This window comes from Syntrophomonas palmitatica JCM 14374 (assembly GCF_001311885.1).
GTDB lineage: Bacteria > Bacillota > Syntrophomonadia > Syntrophomonadales > Syntrophomonadaceae > Syntrophomonas_A > Syntrophomonas_A palmitatica.
This window is the reverse complement of sequence record NZ_BBCE01000006.1, coordinates 33,666-56,186: the sequence shown is the minus strand read 5'-3', so window position 1 is coordinate 56,186 and position 22,521 is coordinate 33,666. Positions and strand designations below refer to the sequence as shown.

The following is a 22,521-nucleotide window of genomic DNA, read 5'->3' as shown; positions in this document are numbered from 1 at the left end:
TGTAATCACTGCCCACATCATCCCTCCTTCTCCACTACGCCCAGCAGTTTTTTGAAAGACGGCCATATATCTTCTTTGCCTTCAATAGTTACAGCCACAAAGTTATCAGCGCTGATTCTCTCCGCAAATTCATCCGCCATAGTCCGGTCAGGCTTCCAGGACGATTTGATTTCCCCGTAGCCAAAAAGGTTGCATATACCGCATAATTCATGCGCCCGGCTGATGGTCTTCTCGTTGTCTTCCGGCCAGTTGTCGCCATCACTGACATGAAAGGCATAGATGTTCCATAGGTCAGGACTGTACCTGGACTCGATAATTTGCAGGGCCAGTTCGTAGCCGCTGCTGATCATCGTGCCGCCGGATTCGGCACGGTGAAAAAAATCGTCTTCATTAACCTCTTTGGCCGTAGTGCTGTGATTTATAAAAACCAGTTCAACGTTTATGTAGCGGTGCCGTACAAACTGATATAGAAGGAAGAAGAAACTGCGGGCCAGGTATTTCTTATTCAGATACATAGAACCCGAATTATCCATAATGCATATTACTACCGCATTTGATTCGGGACGATAATCTTCCCGGGTACGCTGGTAACGCAAATCCTCCTCACGAAAAGGAAAACGTGATCTTGCTTCGTTTTCAGTTTCATTTCCCTCCCCTTCTATCTCTTTTAAAGCGCGTTCCATTCCCTGCCGGCGTTTAATGCGTTCGGTCATAGAACGTTTGCGGGCCAGGCGCGGCGGGATGCCTTTACGTTGTATTCCCCATCTTTTATAGCTCCTTTCGCTTTCCACCCAGGAAAAACGTTTGCGTTCCAGATTGGGGAGTTCCAGGTCTTCGAACAAATAGGCTACCAATTCCTCCAGGCTGATCTCGGTTTCGTAAATATCCTCACCTTCTGAATTACCTGCCCCGTCTCCGGTGCTTGTGCCTATTTGCCCTTTTTGTGAAGCAATTTTTTGCCCTCTTTTTTCATCGCCTTTGCCGCTCGTTACCCCTTCACGGTTTTCGCCATAGATGAACTGGTATTCTTTTAAACCCCGTACCGGTATTTTAATGATCTTATCCTTGCTCTGGCCGATTATGCTCTCCTCAGCAATTATATTGCCCAGATTCTCCTTAATGGACTTTTCCACCAACTGGCGATGCCGCCTCCGGTCCTCGGCGCTGCGGTCCCGTCCCGAATTATCATAATCACGGAAAATGGCCAATTTCTAACCTCCCGGTGTTTACTCGCACAGGCTGTTTTCTTACTAAGGTTTACTACGAGAAAAACGATTATATGCCTGAAGCTAATATTGAAGGCAAAAAAAACCGGCAGAGTTTATGTCTGCCGGAGAAACAATAGAACATCTATGTAGGGGTCTATTTGGGACTTTATAATCGTATTTTAAATGACGATACCCCGGATTGAAGTTCCTGGGCAATACTCTCCAAATCCGCGGCGGTGTTGTTTATATCAACCATTGCCTGGCTGACCTCCTCCATGTTTCGCGCTACCTGCTGAGCGCCCGCGCCGCTCTCTTCTATAGTCGCGGCGGTAGCTTCTATAGCCCGGTTTATTTCCTGAAAGGCCTGGACAACATTTTCCGTCAAGCCGGAAACCGTAGAACTGGATGTGGCTACCAGGTTTGCGTCATCACGGTATTTTTCCCCGATTTCTTTCATGGTTGATAACTGGCCCAAGATTACGTCCGCGATAAATTTAAGTATTTCATTGGCGTCATTTACCAGCTTGGTGATGGCATTCTGCACTTGAAGCGTTAAGTTTTGAATACCGGCTACAGTGCTTGATGATTCCTCCGCCAGTTTTCTTACTTCTTCCGATACTACCGCAAACCCTCGTCCCTGTTCGCCGGCTCTGGCCGCCTCAATAGCGGCGTTTAAAGCCAGCAGATTGGTTTGCCCTGCAATGCCGGCTATTACTGCAGCCAGACTGGATATTTCATTCACTACTCCGGCTTCATCAATAGCCTGCCTGAGACGGGCTTCCATAGTTTTGTATATTTCCCGCGTGGAAGTGCTCGATTGGCTGGCATCGTTTTGTATTTTCAGAGCCCGTTTTTCAATCTGATCAGCCTGGTCTTTGCTGCCCCCCATTTCCTGGTTGACCTGTTCGAGGGACGCTCCGATTTCCTCGCCGGAGGCGGTCATTTCTTCAGTAGCAGCCGAAACCTCTTCCAGCCCCGCCGCGATTTCCTGCACCGCTGCCGAGGCTTCCTGGGTATGAATCAATATTTCCTGCGCTCCCCGGGCCAGTATTTCACTGCCCTGCATCATCCGGCCGCTAACAGCTATAATATTGCCGACCAATTCCGACAGGGCAGAGGAGGTTTTATCAACCGCTCTTGCTAAAGCGCCGATTTCATCACCCCGCGACATAAATTCAGGCGGCAGCTTTGCACTGAAATCGCCCGCCGCCATCAAATTCAGATGTTCTATCGATGTTTCCAGGGGTTTGACTATTTTCCTTTCCAGGAACAACGCACAAACGACAGCCAGCAGGATGGCCAAAACAGTAAGAATGATTATTCTGTAAACCGCACTCTGTAATATTGAATCAGCTTGAAGGAGAAGTTCATCCGCATGATCCCGGTTATGCTTGGTCAGCACATCGGTTGCCTGGTCAATTATTTCGCGTTGTTTTTTAAAGGTGGTACTTACCAGTATCATGGCTTCGCCTGTCTGTCCCCGGTCAATTAAGCCCAGAAATTCATCCGCATATTTTTTATATTGTGCGAGGGCATTTGCGGCCGTTTCGATTTGGGCTTTTTCATCGGCTCCATCAGCATATTGTTTATAATCGTTGACAGCCTGTTCTACATTCGATAATTCCTTGTCAAGGTCTTTTCTGACCGCGGCCCTGCTGTTATTATCCATAAAGGTATATTTCCATATATTTTTTGCTGCCGCTTCCATGCCCGCATCTATTTCCGCCAGGGGCTGAGCCGGTTTTACGACCTGTTCATACATCATATCTGAACCCGCATTGGTACGGTTAATGTCCAGCCAGCTAATATAACCTACAATCGCCATAATTAGAGCCAGCAATAAAAAACCCGACAATAACTTGGTTCGCGTCTTAAGGTTGTCCACTCGATTCAAACAACTCACTCTCCTTAATATTCAGTTATTCAGGATGCACTGCACCATTTCCGGGTCAAACTGGGTTCCAGCGTTTTTACTGAGCTCTTGACAGGCTTCAACCTGACTCATGTTGCGCAAACGGTAAGGCCGCAGTGAGGTCATAGCAGACATAGCGTCGGCAATAGCGATTAGTCTGGCTCCCACCGGTATTTCTTCCCGTTTCAGACCTAATGGATAACCCTGACCGTCACAGCGTTCATGATGAGCAAGGATATACTGCTTTATTCTTCGGGTATCCAAATCCTGGTTGTAAATAATAAGTTTGGCGCCGGCTTGCGGATGCACTCTGATTATTTCCCAATCATCTGCTTTCAAGGGCTCATTCTGGTATAAAACACTGCGGGGCAAATATATTTTACCCAGGTCATGAATCAAAGCTGCGATATATATCTCAAACCTGTCTTCATCTCTTAATCCTAAAAAGACTGACCACTTGCGGCACAGATTTGCCACCTCAAGGCAATGGGTATAAGTAGGAGGGTCATAATTGGATATTAATTGCATATAAGTTCTGATATGATCCAGGAGATGACGCGCATCTCTAGCCTGCCATATCCCCATTTTTCCTTCTTCTCCCGGGTACAACCGAATTCTCCCCTTCTTTGGGTGTAATCGTTGATGATATCTCTGATCCTACTTTCAGCCTAAATTTTTGGGGTCATTTATATCATCTGAATAAAATATGGATTATAATTAAGAAATTAAAACTGAAACAATATTTACGGGCTTAAACCCGCCAATTTAGTCAAATGAGGTTGAGTTATTTTACTATGATTTAATGTTTACAATATTTGCTAAGTTGAATAATTCATAATTTAATATTTTTTTACCTATCTCGATATAATAAACGAAAAAACCCAATATTATTTGTTTAGTTTAAGTTTAGGTTTTCTAGGAATACTTGTCAATGACTTTAGTTTTCTGTGGAGGCAACTACATTTGGGCGTAGGAGGTAGAATAAAGGCGCTGAGAAAGGCTCTAAACCTAACCCAGGAAGAGTTTGCCGCAAATTGCGAATCAGCAAAGGGTTTCTTTCTAATTTAGAAAAGGAAGTAAGGCAGCCTTCTGACCAATTATTACGTCTAATTGCGCACGAGTATTCTTCCTCAGAAAACTGGCTGGCGACCGGTGAAGGACAAATGTTCGTTTTTCCTTCTGAAATTATTGAGCGGGCTTTAGAGGTCTTAGGTGAGGAAAAACTCCTGAAAGCCATAGCGGCACTATTTGAAAAGCACAACCTGCTAAACAGTTTTAGTAGTGACTCTTCATACGCAATGGGAAATGATATCGAACTCAAAAAAATGTTGAATTTTCTTATACAACTATGGTCATTGGAAGATGAGAAATTGAGAAATTGGGCTCAAGTCCAATTTGAAAGGTCATTTCCCCAGGACATGATAGACAAAATTAAGGACAAAACAGCTTCTCTGAAAAACAACCGGACCTCATCTGATTAGAAACAGCGGATATGTTGCTGGAGAAGCCTGGATAGGAAATATATCAATCTTTCCACAGGTTATTGGCGGCGTATTTTAGAACCACGTTGCAGCAGTGGTCGCAATAACCGCTGCGTTTCATTTCATCCACCATAGCATCGTATTTTTCGCTCTGCTCATTATCTCTCACCCTGGCCCTGGTTATTACCCGTGACAATTCGCGTACTGATGACATCAGCTTCTTCTCTATAGCCTCCCTCAAGGGTTCGTAGCTTTCATATTCCACCTTTTTGTTGCTGCGCAGGAGCGAAAACATATAAGCGGTAACATCGTGGCGGAAACCCCGGGCCGCCGCACCGGTTAAACCTATGCTGGCCTCAATTGATTCCAGAAACGCTTCATCGGGATCAAGCTCTTCACCGGTATTGGCGTCTTTCAATTTAACCTTATTTACAAAGGCCTCCGCGTGATCCAGGTAATTATTAAAAAGGGTTTCGGCCTGCTCGCGGTAACCGTGGATAAAAGCGCGGGTTATCTCTTTTTCGAGAATACGGTGATACTCTTTGCGAATGCTGTCCTTTAGATACGTCAGTAAACGTTTTTTCTCTTCATCAGAAAAATCCGCCGCCCTTACTGCTTTTATCAGAGCCTCCAGTACACTGATAGGGTTAATGCAGTCATGATCTGATTCGGACAGGGCATTATCTATGGCCTTCATAATAAAACGCGTAGAAATTCCGCTGAATCCTTCCCTTCCGGCCTCATCACGCAGTTCCTGGATATCCACCTTGCGGGTGGAGTCTTTTTGCACTATTTCTTCGCCGTTATAAATCCGCATTTTGCTGATAATATCCACCTTGTTCGAGGGCGTGAGCCGGCTGGTAATCGCGAACATAGAAGCCATTTCAATGGTGTGCGGAGCTATATGGGCTTTGAAACTGCTCTTTTTAAGTATCTTACGGTATATCTTGATTTCCTGATCTAATTCAAGGCAATAGGGCACTTCTATTTTTACAATGCGATCCAATATAGCCTCGTTAGTGTAGTCTGATTTGAATTTGTTCCATTCCGCCTCATTGGAATGAGCCAGGATGATGCCGTCAAAATAGATCATGGAGCCTTTGCCCGGTGAAGGAATGGATTTTTCCTGAGTGGCAGTAAGTATGGTATGCAGGTATTCGACATCATTTTTAAATATCTCAATAAATTCCACAATGCCTCGATTACCCGCATTAAAGGCGCCATTTAACGAGAACACACGGGGATCGTCCTCTGGATAAAGGTCCAGGCGGGAAATGTCCACGGATCCAATGAGGACTGAACTATCCTGATTGTTGGGATCAACCGGGGGAACCACGGCTATGCCCTGGCGAGCCCGGATGGAGTATTTGCTCAGCTCCACCGGAAAATTCTCATATTCGCCCTGGAACTCATGTTTTAACCTGTAGCTGCATACCGGACATAACTCACCTTCGATAGGTATTCCCAATAGTTCTTCAAACCGGGAACGCAGATGTTTAGGGATTAGGTGCAATGGTTCTTCACGCATCGGACAGCCTGCCAGATGATAAATGGGAGGGCCGTTTTCCAGAGCCAGTTTGAGGCTCTCCATCAGCGAAGACTTCCCTGAGCCCACAGGGCCAACCAGATAAAGCACCTGCCGGGATTCTTCACCCCGCATGGCGGCTGAATAAAAATAACGGACGATTTCCATGATAGTCTTTTCAATACCGAAAAAGTCCTGTTCAAAAAACGCATACCGGCGCAGTCTGTCGTTGCCGTATATTCGGCGCAAACGCTTATGATTTTCGGTTTTTATTACTTCCACCCCCGGCTTCATGATAATACGGTACATCCGTTCATGTGCCAGGCTGGCGACTTCCGGCTGAGCCTTTGCTATCTCCAGATAATCGAGAAAACTGCCTGTAAACTCTTGATCAGGGCGCTGTTCTCTATCCTTTTTAATAATTTCCTGAAAATCGTTGACCATGAAGTTTCCTCCCCCAAACCCATTAACCCGTATAAATACATAAGGATTCTCTATAAATATATGCAGTCGTTCGCAAGCAACGCTGGCAATGTTTGGCATAAAAAAGCGTGCTAAGGACATTTCCTTAACACGCTTATAGCAATCACAATATTAATTATGGGGAATCGGTTTAAGACAGATTCACACGGATGTTTTCTAAATTAACACACATGATTAATAACAATGATACTAGATGAATCTATCTGTTTTCATCCGTGTTTATATACAACTAACCCACGGTTTTGTTCATATCTTTAATTACATCGTGGAGGTCGGCGGTCAGAATATAGTCGGCCATCTGGTTGATGGCGGCGTTTTCATCACTATTTACCGCCGCTATAACCTTGGCGTCACGGATACCCACGGTGAACTGCACCTGACCTGAAATACCGAACAGCAGGGCTAACTGTGGCTTGCATTTCTTGCCTGATAAGCCTATAACCCTTTCTTCCGACAACCACTTCTTATCAGTGGCAACGGGCTTTGAACACGCTACTTCACCGCCCAGCTTACGAGCCAGTTCTTCTACCATGGGCAGGTCATCCTGGCTGTTTAAGCCCTGGCCCACCGCCACCAGCACCTCGGCAGCCTCAATATCTACCGTATCTCCGCCTTTTTGTTTGACTTCTACCAGTTTTACCGCAGAAGTTTTAACCTCTACCTCCAGAGAACTAGCCTGACCCTGACCTGCAGCAGCCGCTTCGAAGGTCTTGGGACGAACAGCCAAAACCTTTTTAGCGGATGCAACATATTGTGTGGCCACCGTTGCTCCGCCCAGGGCATTGCGCTGGCATTCGATAATATCACCGTTAACATTAATAGCGCTTATATCAGTCAGGCATCCCGCCTCCATAACCTGAGCCAGTCTTCCGGCCAGTTCCTTGCCCCGCCGGTCGGAGGACAGGAGTACCGTATCGGCGCCGAGTTTAACGGCTGCCTGAGCCAAAGCTGAAGCCATCGCAGATACGTCAACAACTGAAATAGCTTCATTTTTAATACTGAAAGCCTCTGCCCCCGCTCCCGCCAGGGTTGCGGCCTGGGATTCATTGTTTATACTTACGGCCTTGATGCTGGAAGCCCCCAGGCTTTTGGCCCCATTCACCAATTCCAGAGCTAACTTGTCTTTATCGCTGTATATGAGTATTGCTGCCATCCTCATCACCTCCCGATTACGCCTTCAGCAGTCAGAACCTGTACCAATTCCGCAGCTGACTTAACTACCACACGTTTACGTTCTGATACCGGGGCCAGGTTGCTGACAGTAGTCACAGCGGATGCGGCAGGTAATTTTATGTCCACATCAGATAATTCCAAAACTTCTTTAGGTTTCTTGCCCGCTTTCAGTATCTGGGTTACCGATGGAATACGGGCCTCATTGATATCCGAGAGTACGGTAATAACTGCGGGAAGGCTGACTTCCAGGACTTCCTGGCAATCTTCCAGTGAACGGGTCACTATGGCTTTATTTCCTTCGACTTTAATGTCCACCGCGTAGCCCGCCTGGGGCAAATTCAATATTTCCGCCACCCGGGAGCCCACCTGGCCGGAATAATTATCGCCGCTGCCCTCCCCAAAAATAATCAGTCCTACATCATCGATTTTTTTAATAGCCGCAGCCAGCACCTGGGCGATCACACTGCTGTCCGCCCCGTCCAGTTTATCGTCCAAAACCAAAAAGGCCTCGTCAGCACCGGCAGCCAGGGCTTCTTTGATGGTGTCTTCCACATTTTCATTGCCAGCCGAAAGGGCAATGACGCTGCCTCCCAGGCTATCTTTCAATACAACCGCCGCTTCCAGAGCATTCTTGTCGATGTTGCCCAGGGTAAGCGGCACATCATCAAAAACCGGTTGGCGGTTACGGATGCGAACCTGCTGTAAGTCCGGCACCTGTTTCATTGCCACTACAAAATTCATTCTCTCCAAACCCCCTAATAATTTTTTTAACGCGGATTAACGCAGATGGATTAGGAAAAACGCAGATATATTTAAAATAACTATTTAATCAATTCTGGTGAAAATCATATTAAGTCTGCGTGCAAGCGTCTAATCATCTTCTTTTATCCAAAGCGGAATTGAACTCCGGCCCCGCCGGAGGGGTATTTCCAGTCCAGAACCTCAGTCCCGCAGGCAATACGGCAAGTGCCGCACTCCAAACAGCCGTCTATTGTGAGTTCCACTTCACCGCTGCTCTTTAAACTGTAAAGTCCGGCCGGACATACCAGTACCGCAGCCTTTAAGCGCGGATCCTTCTCCATCCCCGGTTTTATCTTTATATGGGGTTCACTGTCATGTTTGAAAACATCCAGGCCCAGTTTGGCCTTTAATCCAATGATCTCGCTCATATTTTTCTCACCTTCCTAAAGTCGCCAAACATCTTAACCAGTTCACCGAGCTTCATATATTTCTTCATAGTTGGATAGATCCTGTCTTTAGGTCCGGATGGCATTTCATACAGATCACGCATCATATTGGTGACAAGTTCCGGATAATGCTGGAAGAATCGCGGGTTTTCCAGAACATGGGGAGCATCCTTAAAGTTTTCGAAATCCTTCATTACAAAACTATTCTTTAATAACTGTTCATAAACCGCGAGGCCGGAGGCGCCATAATCAGCATTTTCCCTGGCTTGCAAAACAGCCTGAGCCGCATAATAGCCTGAAGCCAGAGCATATTCCATCCCTCTGACCGTAACACCTATATTCATGGAAAAACCAGCCGCATCTCCAGCCACGAGTATTCCGTTTCCATAAAGTCTGCTCAAGGCTTTCAACCCGCCCTCAGGAATAACATGCGCGGAATATTCAACCGTTTCACCGCCCTTAATTAAGGCCGCTATCTCCGGTCTTTGTTTAAACTCGTCCAAGAGCTGCGGGGCTTCGACTGCCGGGGAACCTTCCATCAGGTCTTTTATACCGACTACGATTCCCAAACTCAAACTTTCCTTATTGGTATAAAGAAAGCCTCCGCCGAATTTTCCTCTGGTTACTTCACCCATAAACATATGGGCAGCCCCTTCATTCCCCTCCAGCCGAAAACGATTTTCAATTACCTCAGCCGGAAGCTCAATCACTTCTTTAAAACCTACGGCATGATCCTGTGGTTTTCCCGGCCCGCGCAAACCAGCTTTCTCCGCAGTAAAGGAAAGCACCCCGTCACAGGCTATGACCACATCAGCCCGCAGTTCGTCACCTCCGGCCCACACGCCCGCCACCCGGCCATCTTCCATAATAATGTCGTCCACCCGGCTTTTGGTTACGAGCATAGCTCCCTTCCGCTCGGCCTGTTTGGCGAACCAGCGGTCGAATTTCGCCCTGAGAATACTGTAACTCTGGCAGGGTTCCTGCAGCAGTTCCTGGCCGCTGTAGTTAACGCTGACAGACCGTTCCTTGGCCATCATGGTAACCCCTTCATGGGCAATAAACCGCTCCAAGGGGGCCTTGGCCCAGAGGTCAGGGTATAATTCCCTTACCGGACTAACATAAATCCGGCCGCCGGTAACATTTTTCGATCCGGGGTAGTCTCCCTTTTCCAGGACCAATACTTCCAGCTCTTGCCGGGCCAGGGTATAGGCTGCGCCAAGCCCGGCCAATCCTCCTCCTACTACAATTACATCAAATTTTTCCACCTGTTAAGGCACCTCGCTTCCTGCCAAGGCAATGATCTGTTTTTCTAATATTATCATTAAACGACAAGGGAAACACTGGCGCTTCCCTTGTCTATAAACAATTATTTTCTTTCAGCCAAGGTAACCCCGGCAACAATCAGCTTCTGCATATCGGCCACGCCTTCAATTTCAGGTCCAATAATTGCATCTTTGTATATCTTGGCAATCTTATAATCATTCATTAGTCCGTAAGAGCCATGAATGTCTATCGAAATACGTGCTACATCCACCATCGTATCACATACAAAAGTCTTGGTTAAAGCAGCCTCTTTGGCAAAAGCGCGGGGATCTTTGACATTGTTCGCCAGGCAGCCCAGGCGATAGGTCAGCCAGCGGGCAGCTTCGTATTTAATAGCCATATCGGCAATACGCAGTTGGACAGCCTGGAATTTGGATATCGGGGCGTCGCGGTGCATTTTTTCCGTGGCGTATTTCACGCCCTCCTCATAGGCCGCCAGAATACCGCCCAGAGCGGTAGAACTTACGCCCACCTTACCGAATGATATGCCCAGCTGGAGAATAGGATAACCCATAGAGGGGCCGCCCAGCATGTTCTCGGCTGGCACCCTGACGTCCTTTAGATAAATATCTAATAGTTGTCCGCCGTGCATACCGATTTTATCCCAGGGTTCTGAAATCGAATAGCCTTCACAGAATTTTTCCACCAGAAAACCCGAGGGCTTGCCTGTCTGGTCATCGACTGCGAAAATAACTGCGACTCCGGGCCAATTAGCATTGGAGATAAACCGCTTGGTTCCGTTCAAAATATATTCATTGCCAACCTTTTTGGCGGTGGTAGCAAGCTGTTTGGGGTCTGAACCGGTCTGCGGCTCGGTAAATGCAAAGGAAGCGATATGCTCGCCTTTGCAGGCGGGGGTCATGTACTTTTTCTTTTGTTCTTCCGTGCCGAAAACATTTATAGCGCTAAGGGACAGGCTGTGCGCCGATATCGTCATAGCTACCCCGCTGCACGCCCGGCTGATCTGCTCCATAGCCAGAACGTAGCCGTCATAGCCGCCGCCCGCTCCGCCATATTCCTCAGCATATGGTATACCGAAAAGATCAAGTTCCGCCAAACCCTTTAATATCTCGTCCGGTATCTTGTTTTCCCTATCCACCTGTTCCGCAACCGGTTCGAGATACTTCTCCGCGAATTCCTTGGCCATCTGTTGAATCATCAGCTGTTCTTTTGTAAAAGTAAAATTCATATATCCGTCCTCCCCATCGTTTAAAAATTACTCCAACATTAAACTTTTAGTTAAAGTAATAATTCTACTTAGATTATATTTCTCCTGCAGAAATTACGCAATGGGAATCATTTTATATCCATGGGATTTGTAAAAGTAAAATAAGAAATGTTTTTTTACCAGGGGACACATGCGGATACGTGATAGGCGGCCGTATGCTATCCGGCTTTGACAGGCTGGCGGCTGCGCAGGTTCTTAATAGCGAGTTCCAGTCCATCTATAGTCAATTCATGCATAGGAAAAATAGAAGCTATGGTCTTGATAGTATAAGAACCTTCCATCCAGTCCCAGTAATCGCGTGAAATAGGATTCAGCCAAACTGAATATTCGAAGTGTTTGCGCAAACGTTTCAGCCAATCAATGCCGGGTTTATCATTATATAGTTCCCAATCTATGACCCCGCCAACCCTCATGAGTTCATACGGAGCCATACTGGCATCGCCTACGATTATAACCCGATAATCGGGCGAATAAGTACGCAGTACGTATTCTGTATCTGTGTAGTCGCTGTTGCTGCACGCGGATGAATGATACAGCCAGTCGTAAATGCAGTTGTGGAAATAGAAAACCTTTAAATCCTTAAAATGATTGGAGCGGTTTACGGCAGTGAAAAGCTGGTTGCACAAGCGGCTGTAGGTAACCATTGAACCGCCCGCATCCATTAATAAAAGAACCTTGATCGCGTTTTCCCGGGGTCTTTCCCAAATCAATTCCAGCCTGCCCGCATTGTCACAGGTTTTATCCACTGTGGCATCCAGGTCCAATTCAGTTCTGGCTCCTTCTATACGGGTAGTAAACTGACGCAGCTTGCGCAGGGCCATCTGGAACTGCCTGACCCCCAGGGTTTCATCAGTGCGAAATTCCTGGAATCTTCGCATGCCGGCGACCTTTACGGCCGACAGATTGCGTGATTCGCCGCCAATACGTATACCGCCGGGATGATAACCGGAATGACCAAAGGGTGAAGTACCCCCGGTTCCAACCCAGCGGTTGCCGCCGTGATGTTCTTCAGTCTGTTCCGCCAGTCGTTCCGCCAGCATGCGTTTCATTTCTTCAATATCCAGCTGTTTATGATTGCGGCGCATTTCATCAGTAACCTCAATGGGAGGCAATTCTTTATCAAGCCATTCCCATATTTTGTCAGGCAGGCCTTCCGGCGTTTCGATATCGTGAAAATAACGGGCAAACGCCATGTCAAAACGGTCATAATGAGCTTCGGTTTTAACCAGCAGGGCCCGGCACAGGTAATAAAAACCGGTCAGACTTGATCCGGCCATACCGTCCTCCAGCGCTTCCAGGAGGCTTTGCCATTCATTCATTGTAACCGGCACCCCAAAATGTTTTAAGGTATAAAAAAATCAGTAAACATAAGATTTCCCCATTTTTGACGCGGATAAACGCAGATTTATTATGCTTAAACGCAGAATAGAAAGATATTGTATCAATTTTGAAAATAATCACCTATGGCTGCAGGCTGCAACCGCCGATGAAAATAAATTGAGCGAATTTAATAAATTATCGTGTATGTTCAATTCAGCGTACTCATAGTAATTCAGCGTTTTCAGCGTCTATTTTTACATTAACGGTAATAGCGGTTGATGTTGCCGTGTACATTAACCTGGCTGCCGCGGTTTTGGTTTTTGCCGTACAGCTGGCTGAGCAGGGTATCCAGGTCTTCATTTTTCTTTAACAAGACGCCCAAAAACGGCAATTCCTGTTTAAGCTTGCTGGGGTTGATGCCCCCGACCACCAGGGCCTGAAGCCAGTCAATAAGTTCACTGGTACTGGGTTTTTTCTGTACATTGGGAATATTGCGCAGCATATAGAAGGTTTCCATGGCCTGCTCCAGCAGACGGCGGTCCAAATTGGGATGATGAACCTTAACGATTCTTTCCATGCCTTCGGCATCGGGGAAGGCTATATAATGGAAAATACAGCGGCGCAGGAAGGCATCCGGCAGTTCTTTTTCCGCATTGCTGGTGATAATGACAATAGGCCGATGTTTGGCGGAAATAGTCTCACGGGTTTCGGGAATATAAAAGCTCATCTGATCTAATTCCCATAAGAGGTCATTGGGGAATTCCAAATCGGCTTTATCTATCTCATCTATGAGCAGCACCACCTGTTCATCAGCCAGGAACGATTCCCCCAGTTTGCCGAGTTTGATGTACTTTTTAATATTGCCCACATCGCCCTCGCCAAATTGACTGTCGTACAGCCTCTGTACAGTATCATATACATAAAGGCCTTCCTGGGCTTTAGTGGTTGATTTTATATTCCATATCAACAAAGGCATTCCCATTGAATCAGCAATACTCTGAGCCAGCATGGTTTTCCCGGTACCCGGTTCTCCCTTAATGAGCAGCGGTTTTTGCAGGGCTATGGCAATATTTACCGCATTCCTTAATTCATCCGTAACTATGTAGTTGGATGAACCATTATAGGCTCCGCTTTTCTTAACCATTTATATTCCTCCCATATTTAGGCTGTCTCCGTAATTTTCGCCCCTAATAGTAACAGAAATCACAAGCTCAGTCAATGACCCCGGCACCCGTTTTGCCTTCAGCTACTTTTAATTGTTTATCGGCGGCAAATCTGTTAGAATTCTACTTGTATATTTTAAAGGAAAATGGAGGATAAAAATGAGCAAGCCAGCATCGTCACGAACACCCCGTTCGTTGTTTTTACTTATCGCAATTATCCTGGGAGCTATGTATTATTATGCCGCTTTTGTCGCCTTTGACAACCCGGAGAACAGCGTGCGTAATTTTTACCAGGCCTATTTTGCGGAGGATTTTAATCAAGCGGCCCAAAACGTAAGCGTTTTTTGGTCAGCTCAATTTTTGCCCCAGTATATGTCGCTGGAACCGCAGCAGTTGATAGCCAATCGGTCGGCTATAGAAAGGGATACCGCCATCGTGCTGGAAGGTTTTCGCAAAAATGATCCAGTCCCCGAGGGTATGGAACTGGAAATAATGTCCGCTTATACCAAGAAAAGCGACCGTGCCGCTGTGGTAGCTTATAAATTTGTGCGCGCAGGGCAGCCGCCGGGATATCAAGCGGCGATTTTAATCAAAGAAAAGTACAGCTATCTGATCTACACCACTACCCCTATTGCCGAGTCAAATCTTAAAGAACTTGATAAGGTTGATTTAAAAGCATTGAATGACAATTTTAAACAACTGCTCGGAAAATAGTTGAACCCAAAGAACAAAATTCGCCCTGCGGGAGACCAGCTTTTTCGTTTTAGATTGCCGCGTCGCTGCGCTCCTCGCAACGACGAATACATAGTTTTCATAACAATGACAGCACGGTTGTTCCAGAAGATAATCTTTTATTGTGTCATTGCGAGCGCAGCGAAGCAATCTTTCCCCGTTCTCTTAGCAATGACAGGCAGCGGTACTGTTGTTCGCCGGTGATATCTAACGCCATGCCCACGCCTCCGAACAGACTTATACCCTATTGTTATATTTCTGCCTGCAGGTCACCTGAATGAGAACAAAAAACCCTGGCTCCCTTAGGAATCATGCTTTTAGACGACAATTCACAATCACTGGCCAGCACCGCACCTTGACTTAATGTAGACTCAGGACCTATACGGCAAGATGAACCCAAGACGGCTTCACATATGACAGTTCCCGCACCGATGATACAGTTATCCCATAAAACCGAGTTTTCTATATCTACATGATCTTCTATTCTGCATCCTGGACCGATGACATTTTTACCTTTAAAATTGACCTTATCGCTTACAACCGCCCCGGGACCTAACAGTACGGTGGCCCCATTGTTCATTTCCAGACGTTTGCCCGAGGCGGTTACCTGCATTAATCCTTTTAATATATCCAGGTGCGCCTGGCGATAGGTATTAAGACTGCCCACATCACACCAGTAATTGTCCACCGCCACCCCATAAAAAGGAGCCCCCATTTTTACAAGCTGGGGAAAGACCTGTTTCCCGAAATCATAGAATTGATGTGCCGGTATGTAGTTAAATATCTCGGGTTCGAAAATATAAATACCGGTGTTGGCCAAATGGCTTAAGGCTTCCTCGGGACGAGGCTTCTCCTGAAATCTTTCAATCCTGCCATCTTCACCGGTTACAACCACTCCAAAATGCTCTACATCATCTACCTCTTTCAGGGCAATAGTCGCCAGCGCTCCTCTGGCTTTATGCTGAACCAACAAAGCGGCCGCATCGATATCTGTCAAAGCATCTCCGCTGACTACCGCAAAGGTTTCATTTAGAAACCACTGGCAGCGTTTCACCCCCCCGGCCGTACCCCACAGTTCTTCTTCAGGCGAATAGGCTATGTCAACTCCGAACCTGCTTCCATCGCCAAAATAATCCTGAATCTTGTCTCCATGATAGTGCAAATTGGCAATCAACTCATTAAAACCTTGTTTGGCCATCAAACGAACCGTGTTCTCCATCAAGGGCTGGTTAGCCATGGGAACCATAGGTTTGGGAACATTTATGGTTAAAGGCATCAGACGCGAACCTACCCCTGCCGCCATTATCATGGCCTTCATTGCTATTCCCCCTGCTGTATTTAAAAATTTAGCTTAAAGGGATTATAACGCACTCCGTAATCAAACGCATCAATATTCTCCTTCTGTTTCAAATAGCTGACCACTGCGTAGGTAAAAGGTGTTATCACAACTTCATAAGACACTTTCCATAAGTATTGGGCCAGGATCATTTGTCCCCATACCGGCTCTGGGACTGATCCCGCAAATGCCAGGCTGACAAATATTACTGTATCCAGCCCTTCGCCAACGACAGTAGATCCTATAGTACGCATCCACAACCATCGGCCTGCTGTCCATATTTTCATGCGCGACAAGAGAACAGCATTGCTCCATTCGCCTATAAAGTAAGCCGCCAGAGAAGCTGCCACCATGCGCGGTGTCAAACCAAGCACTGCTGCGTAAGCCTGTTTCCCTTCCCAAAATGAAGGAGCCGGGAATGCTGCTACGCCTATGAACACCGCCGCCATGAGCAGATTGCATGCAAAACCGGTCCATATGACCAGGCGGGCCTTTTTAAAGCCGTATACTTCGGTTAAAACATCACCAAATATATAGGTTAAGGGAAAAAGTATCACCGCTGCCGGAAGGACTAACCCATAAACGGTTATAAGCCTGCCGGCAATAATGTTAGATATCAACAAACAGGTCACAAATAAGCAGGCAATTATCAAAAACAGCTTTGATACAGCCTGATTTTCTTTGCTTTCCAGGAATCATCCCCCCTAGATTTTATAAGCTTATAAGTCCAACGTGATTACACTTGTTGTTTGCCCTGTATTATTATTAAAATATTCATATACATATATATTATTTTAATTTGGAGGGGAGGATTGATAAAACCGAATTTCCCAATTGACATTTTAGGAGGTTATATTAGTGAAAAAACTAGCATTTGTTATTGTTATGGTACTCCTGACCAGTTCACTGGTTTTAGCGGGATGTGGAAAACCTTCCGAAAAACAGCCCGCGTCAAATCAGGTGGAAGAAAAGAAAGCCCCCGCAAAAACAACCGCTTTAACCATTGGAGATTTGATGCAATCGGCGAAAGCTGTTAAAGGTCTCTCATATGACAGTACTTCAACGTTGTCTTCAAGTAAAGAGGTCATAAAAAACAAGGTTTTTATTAGCGGGAAAAAGGCGCGTTTTGAGGCTGAGGTTCAAGGGAAAAAAACCGTAACCATATCTGATGGCAGTAATGTATATATGTATTTTCCTGCTGAAAACATGGCTATGAAAGTTGCTATCACTGAAAATAAAAATAAGCCGGCTACCGAATGGGCAGAGGGCCAGGCAGAAGATAATCTGAAAATAGTGGGACATGAAAAAATAGACGGGGCCGAATGTGCTGTTGTAGAAGCTGTGCAGGGTCAGGAAACGGTCCGCATGTGGATACGGGAAGACATAGGCATACCTGCCAGAATAGAATCCAATACGGCTGACGGCAAAATTCTCGTAGAGAATAAAAACATTAAAGTCGGAGCTCAGGATGAAAACCTGTTCAAACTACCCGCGGGAGTGAATGTGCAGTCCATGAATAATATGCCCCAAATGCCGAATCTGCCTGATATTAAGAATATGCCCCCAATGCCGCAGATGCCGTAAAATTAACATTTAATATATGAAAAGGAGGTTCGCCTTGAACCTCCTTTTGTTTTCTGGTAAATATTATCCTGATTGCGCGCTTCATGGGCTTTAAGCGGTATTATAATGATCATGGGCATCGTGATGGGGCTATTTTTCTTCTGCGCCTTTCAGCTGCCTTTTCATCAGCATATAATTGACACTGTCCACCAGAGCCTGCCAGGAAGCCTCAATAATATTTTCCGATACCCCCACTGTGCTCCAGGTTTCAAGGCTGTCCGCAGAATCTATCAAAACCCGCACCCGAGCCGCCGTCCCTTCGGTGCCGTTTAATACCCGGACCTTATAATCCGTAAGGTGCATTTCACTTATTTCCGGGTAAACCTCGGTTAAGGCTTTGCGCAGCGAATTATCCAGGGCATTCACAGGGCCGTCGCCTTCGGCAGCGGTATGGAAAACCTGATCTCCTGCCAAGAGCTTGATTACAGCTTCGGAGGTAATTTCATCACCCTCGTTTTTCTCCAGGATGATTTTCAGGTTTTTTAATTGGAAGAAATCTTCATACTGTCCGAAGGCCTTGCGCAGGAACAACTCCAGGGAAGCATCCGCGCCTTCGAACTGAAAACCTTGATTCTCCAGTTCCTTGATCTGCTTAATAATTTTACGGGTTTCGGTTCCATATTTATTTACATCAATATTAAATTCTTTGGCTTTGTACAGCAGATTTGACAAACCGGACAATTCGGAAACCAAAACCCGGCGGTGGTTGCCAACCGCTTCGGGATTAATATGTTCGTAAGTCAGGGCGTCTTTTAACAGAGCGCTGACATGAATTCCTCCCTTATGGGCAAAAGCGCCGTAGCCTACAAAGGCTGGTTATTGTAATGGGGCATATTAGCTATCTCAGTAACATAATGGGATACTTCGCTCAAATAACGCAGGTTATCTCCGGGAAGCACTTTCAGTCCCATTTTAAGTTCCAGGCTGGGTATGATTGAGCACAGGTCACCATTCCCGCACCTTTCCCCATAGCCGTTAATGGTACCCTGCACCTGGCTGCAGCCGTTTTTAATCGCCACCAGAGAATTAGCCACCGCGCAGGCGCCATCATTATGCGCGTGAATGCCCAGGGGAGTACGGCTAAATTCCCGAACCTGGCACACGATCTGTTCCACTTCCCAGGGCATGGTTCCCCCGTTGGTATCACAGAGCACCAGCCAATCAGCGCCGGCATCAGCCGCCGCTTCCAAAACCCTTAAGGCATAATCCCGGTTGTTCTTATATCCATCAAAAAAGTGTTCCGCATCAAATATAACTTCCCAACCGGCATCTTTTAGAAAGGCTACCGTATCTCTAATCATAGCCAGATTTTCTTCTAAAGTAGTTTCCAGGGCCCTTAAGACATGAAAGTCCCAGCTCTTGCCGAAGATAGTGGCAGCTTTTACTCCTGATTGCAATAAGGCCTGGATATTGCTATCTTGTTTTATAGCAATATCAGGTTTACGAGTGGAACTGAAAGCGGTAATCCTGGAATTCTTAAGCTCAATTTCCCGTACGCGTTGAAAAAATTCCAGGTCTTTGGGATTGCTGCCCGGCCATCCGCCTTCAATATATGAAATGCCCAGGTAATCCAGTTTGCGCGCGATTCTCAGCTTATCATCAATAGACAGGGAAATGCCTTCCCCCTGAGAACCATCCCGCAGGGTGGTGTCATAGCTTAATACGTCCAGCTTAAAATCCCCAACACAAATACCTCCTATTTTCAAATACAGACGCGGAAAATAAATGGGGTAACCCGCTGTTGCCTTCCTGGCTTGGACAAAGCGTTAGGCTCTTGCCTTTAGTTAAGTGCATAAGGTGATTTCTTAATCAATAAATAATCTTAGAATTATTATCCGTGTTATCCATGTCTATCTCATAATCATTTCGACTACCTTATCGCCCATTTCAACAGTATTGACCAGGGTGCAGCCCGCTTCCATAAGGTCAGGGGTGCGGTAACCATCTGCCATTACCTGGCGTACCGCTTCCTCTATCAAAAGGGCTTCTTCTTCCAGGTTGAATGAATAACGCAGCATCATGGCGGCGGATAAAATAGTAGCCAGGGGATTGGCCTTTTTCTGCCCCGCAATATCGGGAGCGCTGCCATGAGAAGGTTCATAGAGACTGACCTTGCCGCCGATGGAAGCACTGGGCAGCATGCCTATAGAACCTGTCAGCATTGAGGCTTCATCAGTAAGTATATCCCCAAACATATTCTCGGTAACAATAACGTCGAATTGCTTTGGATTGCGAATCAGCTGCATGGAACAATTATCTACGTACATATGGCTCAATAAAACATCAGGATATTCCTGTCCGAGTTTAGTGACTGTTTCCCGCCATAAACGCGAAGTCTCAATTACATTGGCTTTATCAACTGAACATAAATTCTTGCGGCGTTTGCGGGCCGCCTCAAAAGCAAATCTGGCTATTCGTTCTATTTCATAGGTGGAATAAGATAAGATATCGGTAGCCTTCTGCCCGCCATCAGGAGTGTTTTCCCGGTACTTTTCTCCAAAATACAGGCCGCCGGTGAGCTCCCTGACTACCATAATATCCACCCCGCTGATTACTTCTTCTTTCAAAGTGGATGCCTTCAGCAACCCCGGGAAAAGAATACAGGGACGAAGGTTGGCGTAAAGCGCCAGTTCCTTGCGCAAAGGTAATAAGGCGCCAATTTCTGGCCGCAAATGAACAGGCAGATTATCATACTTGGGTCCGCCAATAGCTCCCAGCAGAACCGCATCAGATTCCTGACACAGCTTAAGGGTTTCCGGAGGCAAGGGATGCCCGGTAATATCATAAGCCGCACCGCCTACAGGAGCCTCCCTAAATTCAAACTGATGCCCAAATTTCACTGCTATGGCCTTTAAAACCTTTACCGCCTCCGGAACGATTTCCACCCCGATGCCATCTCCGGGAAGCACCGCTATCTTATACATTCCTTCCATCCTCTCAAATTCAAATTATAAATGATATCTGTAATTCTGTGTGCAACGCAGCCGCCAGCGTTTATGGTTTATCTTTTATCTTTTATATAGTTGATCAGACCGCCTTTTTGCATTATGTCCTGCATAAATTCTGGGAACGGCACTGCCTGGTAAGTCTGGCCTGTCCTTACATTCTTTATTTCGCCGCTGTCCAGATTTACCTCCACATCATCACCGGCAGCGATTCCGTCCACCGCCGCATCGCATTCCAGTATGGGCAGGCCGATATTAATAGCATTACGGTAAAAAATGCGGGCAAATGAACGGGCTATAACACAAGATACACCTGCGCCTTTAATAGCTATCGGCGCGTGTTCCCTGGAACTGCCGCAGCCGAAATTTTTGTCCGCTACGATAATATCACCCGCCTGAACTTTAGAAGGAAATTCAGCATCCGCGTCTTCCATACAATGTTTGGCTAATTCCAAGGGATCTATAGTATTCAGATAACGAGCCGGAATGATAGCGTCAGTATCTATATCGGCGCCAAATTTATGCGCCTTGCCTGAAAACTTCATACAGAACCTCCTCACACTTAAACGCAGATTTAATTATCACAGATTTTAACTGCAGGGTAAGAGTTATCCGTGTCTATTTACACTTCCCACGGGGGGGTAATTTGGCCTTTAATAGCACTGGCAGCGGCTACGGCCGGGCTGGCTAAATAAACTTCACTCTCAGGATGCCCCATCCTGCCCACAAAATTGCGGTTAGTTGTAGCCAGTGATCTTTCACCTTTAGCCAGTATACCCATATGGCCTCCCAGGCAAGGTCCGCAGGTAGGCGTGCTGACTGCGCCCCGGCTTCGATAAATGTCTCGATATAACCTCGGCGCATGGCTTCCAGGTAGATTTGCTGAGTTCCGGGGATAACTATTACGCGGATTTCCGGATGCACCTTTTTGCCTTTGAGTATGCCCGCCGCTACTGCCAGGTCTTCTATGCGCCCATTGGTGCAGGAGCCTATTACCACTTGATCCAGCCTCACCCCGCTGGCTTCGCTGACTTTCCTGGCGTTTTCCGGCAGGTGGGGAAACGCCACTACCGGCTCCATTTGGCTGACATCATACTCGCGCACTTCGAAATATTTGGCGTCGGGATCGGATTTATAGACTGTATAACCCCGTTTGGCACGGCTTTTCACGTATTCCAGGGTAATTTCGTCCGCTTCGATAATGCCATTCTTGCCGCCGGCTTCTATAGCCATATTAGCCATGGTAAAGCGGTTGTCCATTGACAGTGTCCGGATAACTTCTCCGGTGAACTCCATTGACATATAACGAGCCCCGTCAACTCCTATATCTCCAATGGTATGCAGTATCAGGTCTTTGCCCCCCACCCAGGCAGGCAGTTTGCCGTAGTAAATAAATTTGATGCTTTCAGGGACCTTAAACCATACTTCACCGGTAGCCATACCAGCCGCCATATCGGTTGACCCTACCCCGGTGGCAAAAGCCCCCAAAGCTCCGTAGGTACAGGTATGTGAATCAGCGCCGATGATAGCATCTCCAGGCAGCACCAGACCCTGCTCCGGCAAAAGACAGTGTTCTATGCCCATCTGTCCTACTTCAAAATAATTCTTGATACCCTGCTGCCGGGCAAAGTCGCGTACTACCTTACTCTGTTCGGCTGATTTTATATCCTTGTTAGGAGTAAAATGATCCGGCACCAGGACTATCTTATCAGGATCTGATACCTTATCCATGTTAAGTCTCGCAAATTCCGCTATAGCCACCGGGGCGGTAATATCATTGCCCAGTATGACATCCAGTTTGCAGTTTATCAGTTCGCCCGCTTCCACATGTTTGAGACCAGCATGGGCTGCCAGTATCTTCTGGCTTATGGTCATGGCCATA

At 46.6% G+C, this 22,521-nt stretch carries 20 protein-coding genes and 2 pseudogenes; 3 read left to right on the top strand and 19 right to left on the bottom strand.

The genetic code is table 11. The features are described from left to right. Nucleotides 1-17: 17 nt before the first annotated feature. The 3 genes from yhbH to JCM14374_RS04690 all read right to left on the bottom strand — a co-directional run bounded on the left by yhbH (nucleotide 18) and on the right by JCM14374_RS04690 (nucleotide 3,729). Nucleotides 18-1,208: a sporulation protein YhbH gene (gene yhbH / locus JCM14374_RS04700; protein ID WP_054694135.1), complete on the bottom strand. Its 1,191-nt coding sequence runs from the start codon at nucleotides 1,206-1,208 to the stop codon at nucleotides 18-20. A 166-nt stretch (nucleotides 1,209-1,374) separates the two neighbouring features. Further along, the gene (locus tag JCM14374_RS04695) at nucleotides 1,375-3,093 is read right to left on the bottom strand and encodes a methyl-accepting chemotaxis protein (protein WP_242848828.1); all 1,719 of its coding nucleotides are present in this window, start codon (nucleotides 3,091-3,093) and stop codon (nucleotides 1,375-1,377) included. A 30-nt stretch (nucleotides 3,094-3,123) separates the two neighbouring features. Continuing rightward, complete coding sequence (locus JCM14374_RS04690) at nucleotides 3,124-3,729, bottom strand: HD-GYP domain-containing protein (protein ID WP_054694128.1); 606 nt, start codon at nucleotides 3,727-3,729, stop codon at nucleotides 3,124-3,126. A 425-nt stretch (nucleotides 3,730-4,154) separates the two neighbouring features. On the opposite strand from JCM14374_RS04690, the gene JCM14374_RS04685 reads away from it, so the two are divergent. Next, nucleotides 4,155-4,601, top strand: a complete 447-nt coding sequence (locus tag JCM14374_RS04685) for a helix-turn-helix domain-containing protein (protein ID WP_054694125.1) — start codon at nucleotides 4,155-4,157, stop codon at nucleotides 4,599-4,601. Between the two features lie 43 nt (nucleotides 4,602-4,644). Here the strand turns inward: JCM14374_RS04685 and JCM14374_RS04680 are convergent, their stop codons facing one another. The 9 genes and pseudogenes from JCM14374_RS04680 to JCM14374_RS04645 all read right to left on the bottom strand — a co-directional run bounded on the left by JCM14374_RS04680 (nucleotide 4,645) and on the right by JCM14374_RS04645 (nucleotide 13,984). Beyond that, on the bottom strand, nucleotides 4,645-6,570 hold the full coding sequence (locus JCM14374_RS04680; RefSeq protein WP_054694122.1) for a PrkA family serine protein kinase: 1,926 nt from the start codon (nucleotides 6,568-6,570) through the stop codon (nucleotides 4,645-4,647). Nucleotides 6,571-6,838: 268 nt separating this feature from the next. Further along, nucleotides 6,839-7,762, bottom strand: a complete 924-nt coding sequence (locus JCM14374_RS04675) for an electron transfer flavoprotein subunit alpha/FixB family protein (protein ID WP_054694119.1) — start codon at nucleotides 7,760-7,762, stop codon at nucleotides 6,839-6,841. Nucleotides 7,763-7,767: 5 nt separating this feature from the next. Beyond that, the gene (locus JCM14374_RS04670) at nucleotides 7,768-8,523 is read right to left on the bottom strand and encodes an electron transfer flavoprotein subunit beta/FixA family protein (protein ID WP_054694116.1); all 756 of its coding nucleotides are present in this window, start codon (nucleotides 8,521-8,523) and stop codon (nucleotides 7,768-7,770) included. Between the two features lie 143 nt (nucleotides 8,524-8,666). Continuing rightward, nucleotides 8,667-8,951, bottom strand: a complete 285-nt coding sequence (locus tag JCM14374_RS04665; protein ID WP_054694113.1) for a ferredoxin family protein — start codon at nucleotides 8,949-8,951, stop codon at nucleotides 8,667-8,669. Continuing rightward, the gene (locus JCM14374_RS04660; RefSeq protein ID WP_054694110.1) at nucleotides 8,948-10,234 is read right to left on the bottom strand and encodes an FAD-dependent oxidoreductase; all 1,287 of its coding nucleotides are present in this window, start codon (nucleotides 10,232-10,234) and stop codon (nucleotides 8,948-8,950) included. The genes JCM14374_RS04665 and JCM14374_RS04660 overlap by 4 nt, the downstream gene beginning before the upstream one ends. A 101-nt stretch (nucleotides 10,235-10,335) precedes the next feature. Then, nucleotides 10,336-11,481 (bottom strand): acyl-CoA dehydrogenase family protein, encoded by a 1,146-nt coding sequence (locus tag JCM14374_RS04655; protein ID WP_054694107.1) that lies wholly within the window; start codon nucleotides 11,479-11,481, stop codon nucleotides 10,336-10,338. Between the two features lie 197 nt (nucleotides 11,482-11,678). Beyond that, a complete protein-coding gene (locus tag JCM14374_RS04650; RefSeq protein ID WP_500797390.1) occupies nucleotides 11,679-12,605 on the bottom strand; it encodes a VWA domain-containing protein in 927 nt (308 codons plus the stop codon). A 93-nt stretch (nucleotides 12,606-12,698) separates the two neighbouring features. Then, nucleotides 12,699-12,866, bottom strand: a pseudogene (locus JCM14374_RS16050) (VWA containing CoxE family protein); the annotation flags it as partial. A gap of 233 nt (nucleotides 12,867-13,099) precedes the next feature. Continuing rightward, nucleotides 13,100-13,984: an AAA family ATPase gene (locus JCM14374_RS04645; RefSeq protein WP_054694100.1), complete on the bottom strand. Its 885-nt coding sequence runs from the start codon at nucleotides 13,982-13,984 to the stop codon at nucleotides 13,100-13,102. Nucleotides 13,985-14,162: 178 nt separating this feature from the next. Here JCM14374_RS04645 and JCM14374_RS04640 point away from each other — a divergent pair, with 178 nt between their 5' ends. Continuing rightward, entirely contained in the window at nucleotides 14,163-14,717 is a 555-nt protein-coding gene (locus tag JCM14374_RS04640) for a hypothetical protein (RefSeq protein ID WP_054694097.1), read from the top strand. 268 nt (nucleotides 14,718-14,985) lie between these two features. Here the strand turns inward: JCM14374_RS04640 and JCM14374_RS04635 are convergent, their stop codons facing one another. After that, nucleotides 14,986-16,053, bottom strand: a complete 1,068-nt coding sequence (locus JCM14374_RS04635) for a nucleotidyltransferase family protein (RefSeq protein ID WP_054694094.1) — start codon at nucleotides 16,051-16,053, stop codon at nucleotides 14,986-14,988. Between the two features lie 20 nt (nucleotides 16,054-16,073). Then, nucleotides 16,074-16,724 (bottom strand): queuosine precursor transporter, encoded by a 651-nt coding sequence (locus JCM14374_RS04630; RefSeq protein ID WP_278279231.1) that lies wholly within the window; start codon nucleotides 16,722-16,724, stop codon nucleotides 16,074-16,076. Nucleotides 16,725-16,929: 205 nt separating this feature from the next. Between JCM14374_RS04630 and JCM14374_RS04625 the strand changes: the two genes are divergently transcribed. Further along, nucleotides 16,930-17,655, top strand: a complete 726-nt coding sequence (locus JCM14374_RS04625) for a LolA family protein (protein ID WP_054694089.1) — start codon at nucleotides 16,930-16,932, stop codon at nucleotides 17,653-17,655. A gap of 129 nt (nucleotides 17,656-17,784) precedes the next feature. Here the strand turns inward: JCM14374_RS04625 and JCM14374_RS15935 are convergent, their stop codons facing one another. The 5 genes and pseudogenes from JCM14374_RS15935 to leuC form a co-directional block, all read right to left on the bottom strand. Then, nucleotides 17,785-18,453: an alpha-isopropylmalate synthase regulatory domain-containing protein gene (locus JCM14374_RS15935; RefSeq protein WP_439646062.1), complete on the bottom strand. Its 669-nt coding sequence runs from the start codon at nucleotides 18,451-18,453 to the stop codon at nucleotides 17,785-17,787. Between the two features lie 44 nt (nucleotides 18,454-18,497). Beyond that, on the bottom strand, nucleotides 18,498-19,400 hold the full coding sequence (gene cimA / locus JCM14374_RS15930; protein ID WP_439646061.1) for a citramalate synthase: 903 nt from the start codon (nucleotides 19,398-19,400) through the stop codon (nucleotides 18,498-18,500). A 144-nt stretch (nucleotides 19,401-19,544) separates the two neighbouring features. Then, nucleotides 19,545-20,618, bottom strand: coding sequence for a 3-isopropylmalate dehydrogenase (leuB, locus tag JCM14374_RS04615; protein ID WP_054694086.1), 1,074 nt, complete (start codon nucleotides 20,616-20,618; stop codon nucleotides 19,545-19,547). Nucleotides 20,619-20,695: 77 nt separating this feature from the next. After that, complete coding sequence (gene leuD, locus JCM14374_RS04610) at nucleotides 20,696-21,184, bottom strand: 3-isopropylmalate dehydratase small subunit (RefSeq protein WP_054694084.1); 489 nt, start codon at nucleotides 21,182-21,184, stop codon at nucleotides 20,696-20,698. Nucleotides 21,185-21,261: 77 nt separating this feature from the next. Further along, nucleotides 21,262-22,520: pseudogene (gene leuC / locus JCM14374_RS04605) on the bottom strand (3-isopropylmalate dehydratase large subunit). Nucleotide 22,521 lies beyond the last annotated feature (1 nt).

What these genes read in the sequence shown, in the direction of transcription:
- JCM14374_RS04680 (WP_054694122.1), bottom strand. Translation starts at nt 6,570, where the DNA reads ATGGTCAACGATTTTCAGGAAATTATTAAAAAGGATAGAGAACAGCGC.
- JCM14374_RS04675 (WP_054694119.1), bottom strand. Translation starts at nt 7,762, where the DNA reads ATGGCAGCAATACTCATATACAGCGATAAAGACAAGTTAGCTCTGGAA.
- JCM14374_RS04670 (WP_054694116.1), bottom strand. Translation starts at nt 8,523, where the DNA reads ATGAATTTTGTAGTGGCAATGAAACAGGTGCCGGACTTACAGCAGGTT.
- JCM14374_RS04665 (WP_054694113.1), bottom strand. Translation starts at nt 8,951, where the DNA reads ATGAGCGAGATCATTGGATTAAAGGCCAAACTGGGCCTGGATGTTTTC.
- JCM14374_RS04655 (WP_054694107.1), bottom strand. Translation starts at nt 11,481, where the DNA reads ATGAATTTTACTTTTACAAAAGAACAGCTGATGATTCAACAGATGGCC.
- JCM14374_RS04650 (WP_500797390.1), bottom strand. Translation starts at nt 12,605, where the DNA reads ATGCGCCGCAATCATAAACAGCTGGATATTGAAGAAATGAAACGCATG.
- JCM14374_RS04645 (WP_054694100.1), bottom strand. Translation starts at nt 13,984, where the DNA reads ATGGTTAAGAAAAGCGGAGCCTATAATGGTTCATCCAACTACATAGTT.
- JCM14374_RS04640 (WP_054694097.1), top strand. Translation starts at nt 14,163, where the DNA reads ATGAGCAAGCCAGCATCGTCACGAACACCCCGTTCGTTGTTTTTACTT.
- JCM14374_RS04635 (WP_054694094.1), bottom strand. Translation starts at nt 16,053, where the DNA reads ATGAAGGCCATGATAATGGCGGCAGGGGTAGGTTCGCGTCTGATGCCT.
- leuB (WP_054694086.1), bottom strand. Translation starts at nt 20,618, where the DNA reads ATGTATAAGATAGCGGTGCTTCCCGGAGATGGCATCGGGGTGGAAATC.
- leuD (WP_054694084.1), bottom strand. Translation starts at nt 21,184, where the DNA reads ATGAAGTTTTCAGGCAAGGCGCATAAATTTGGCGCCGATATAGATACT.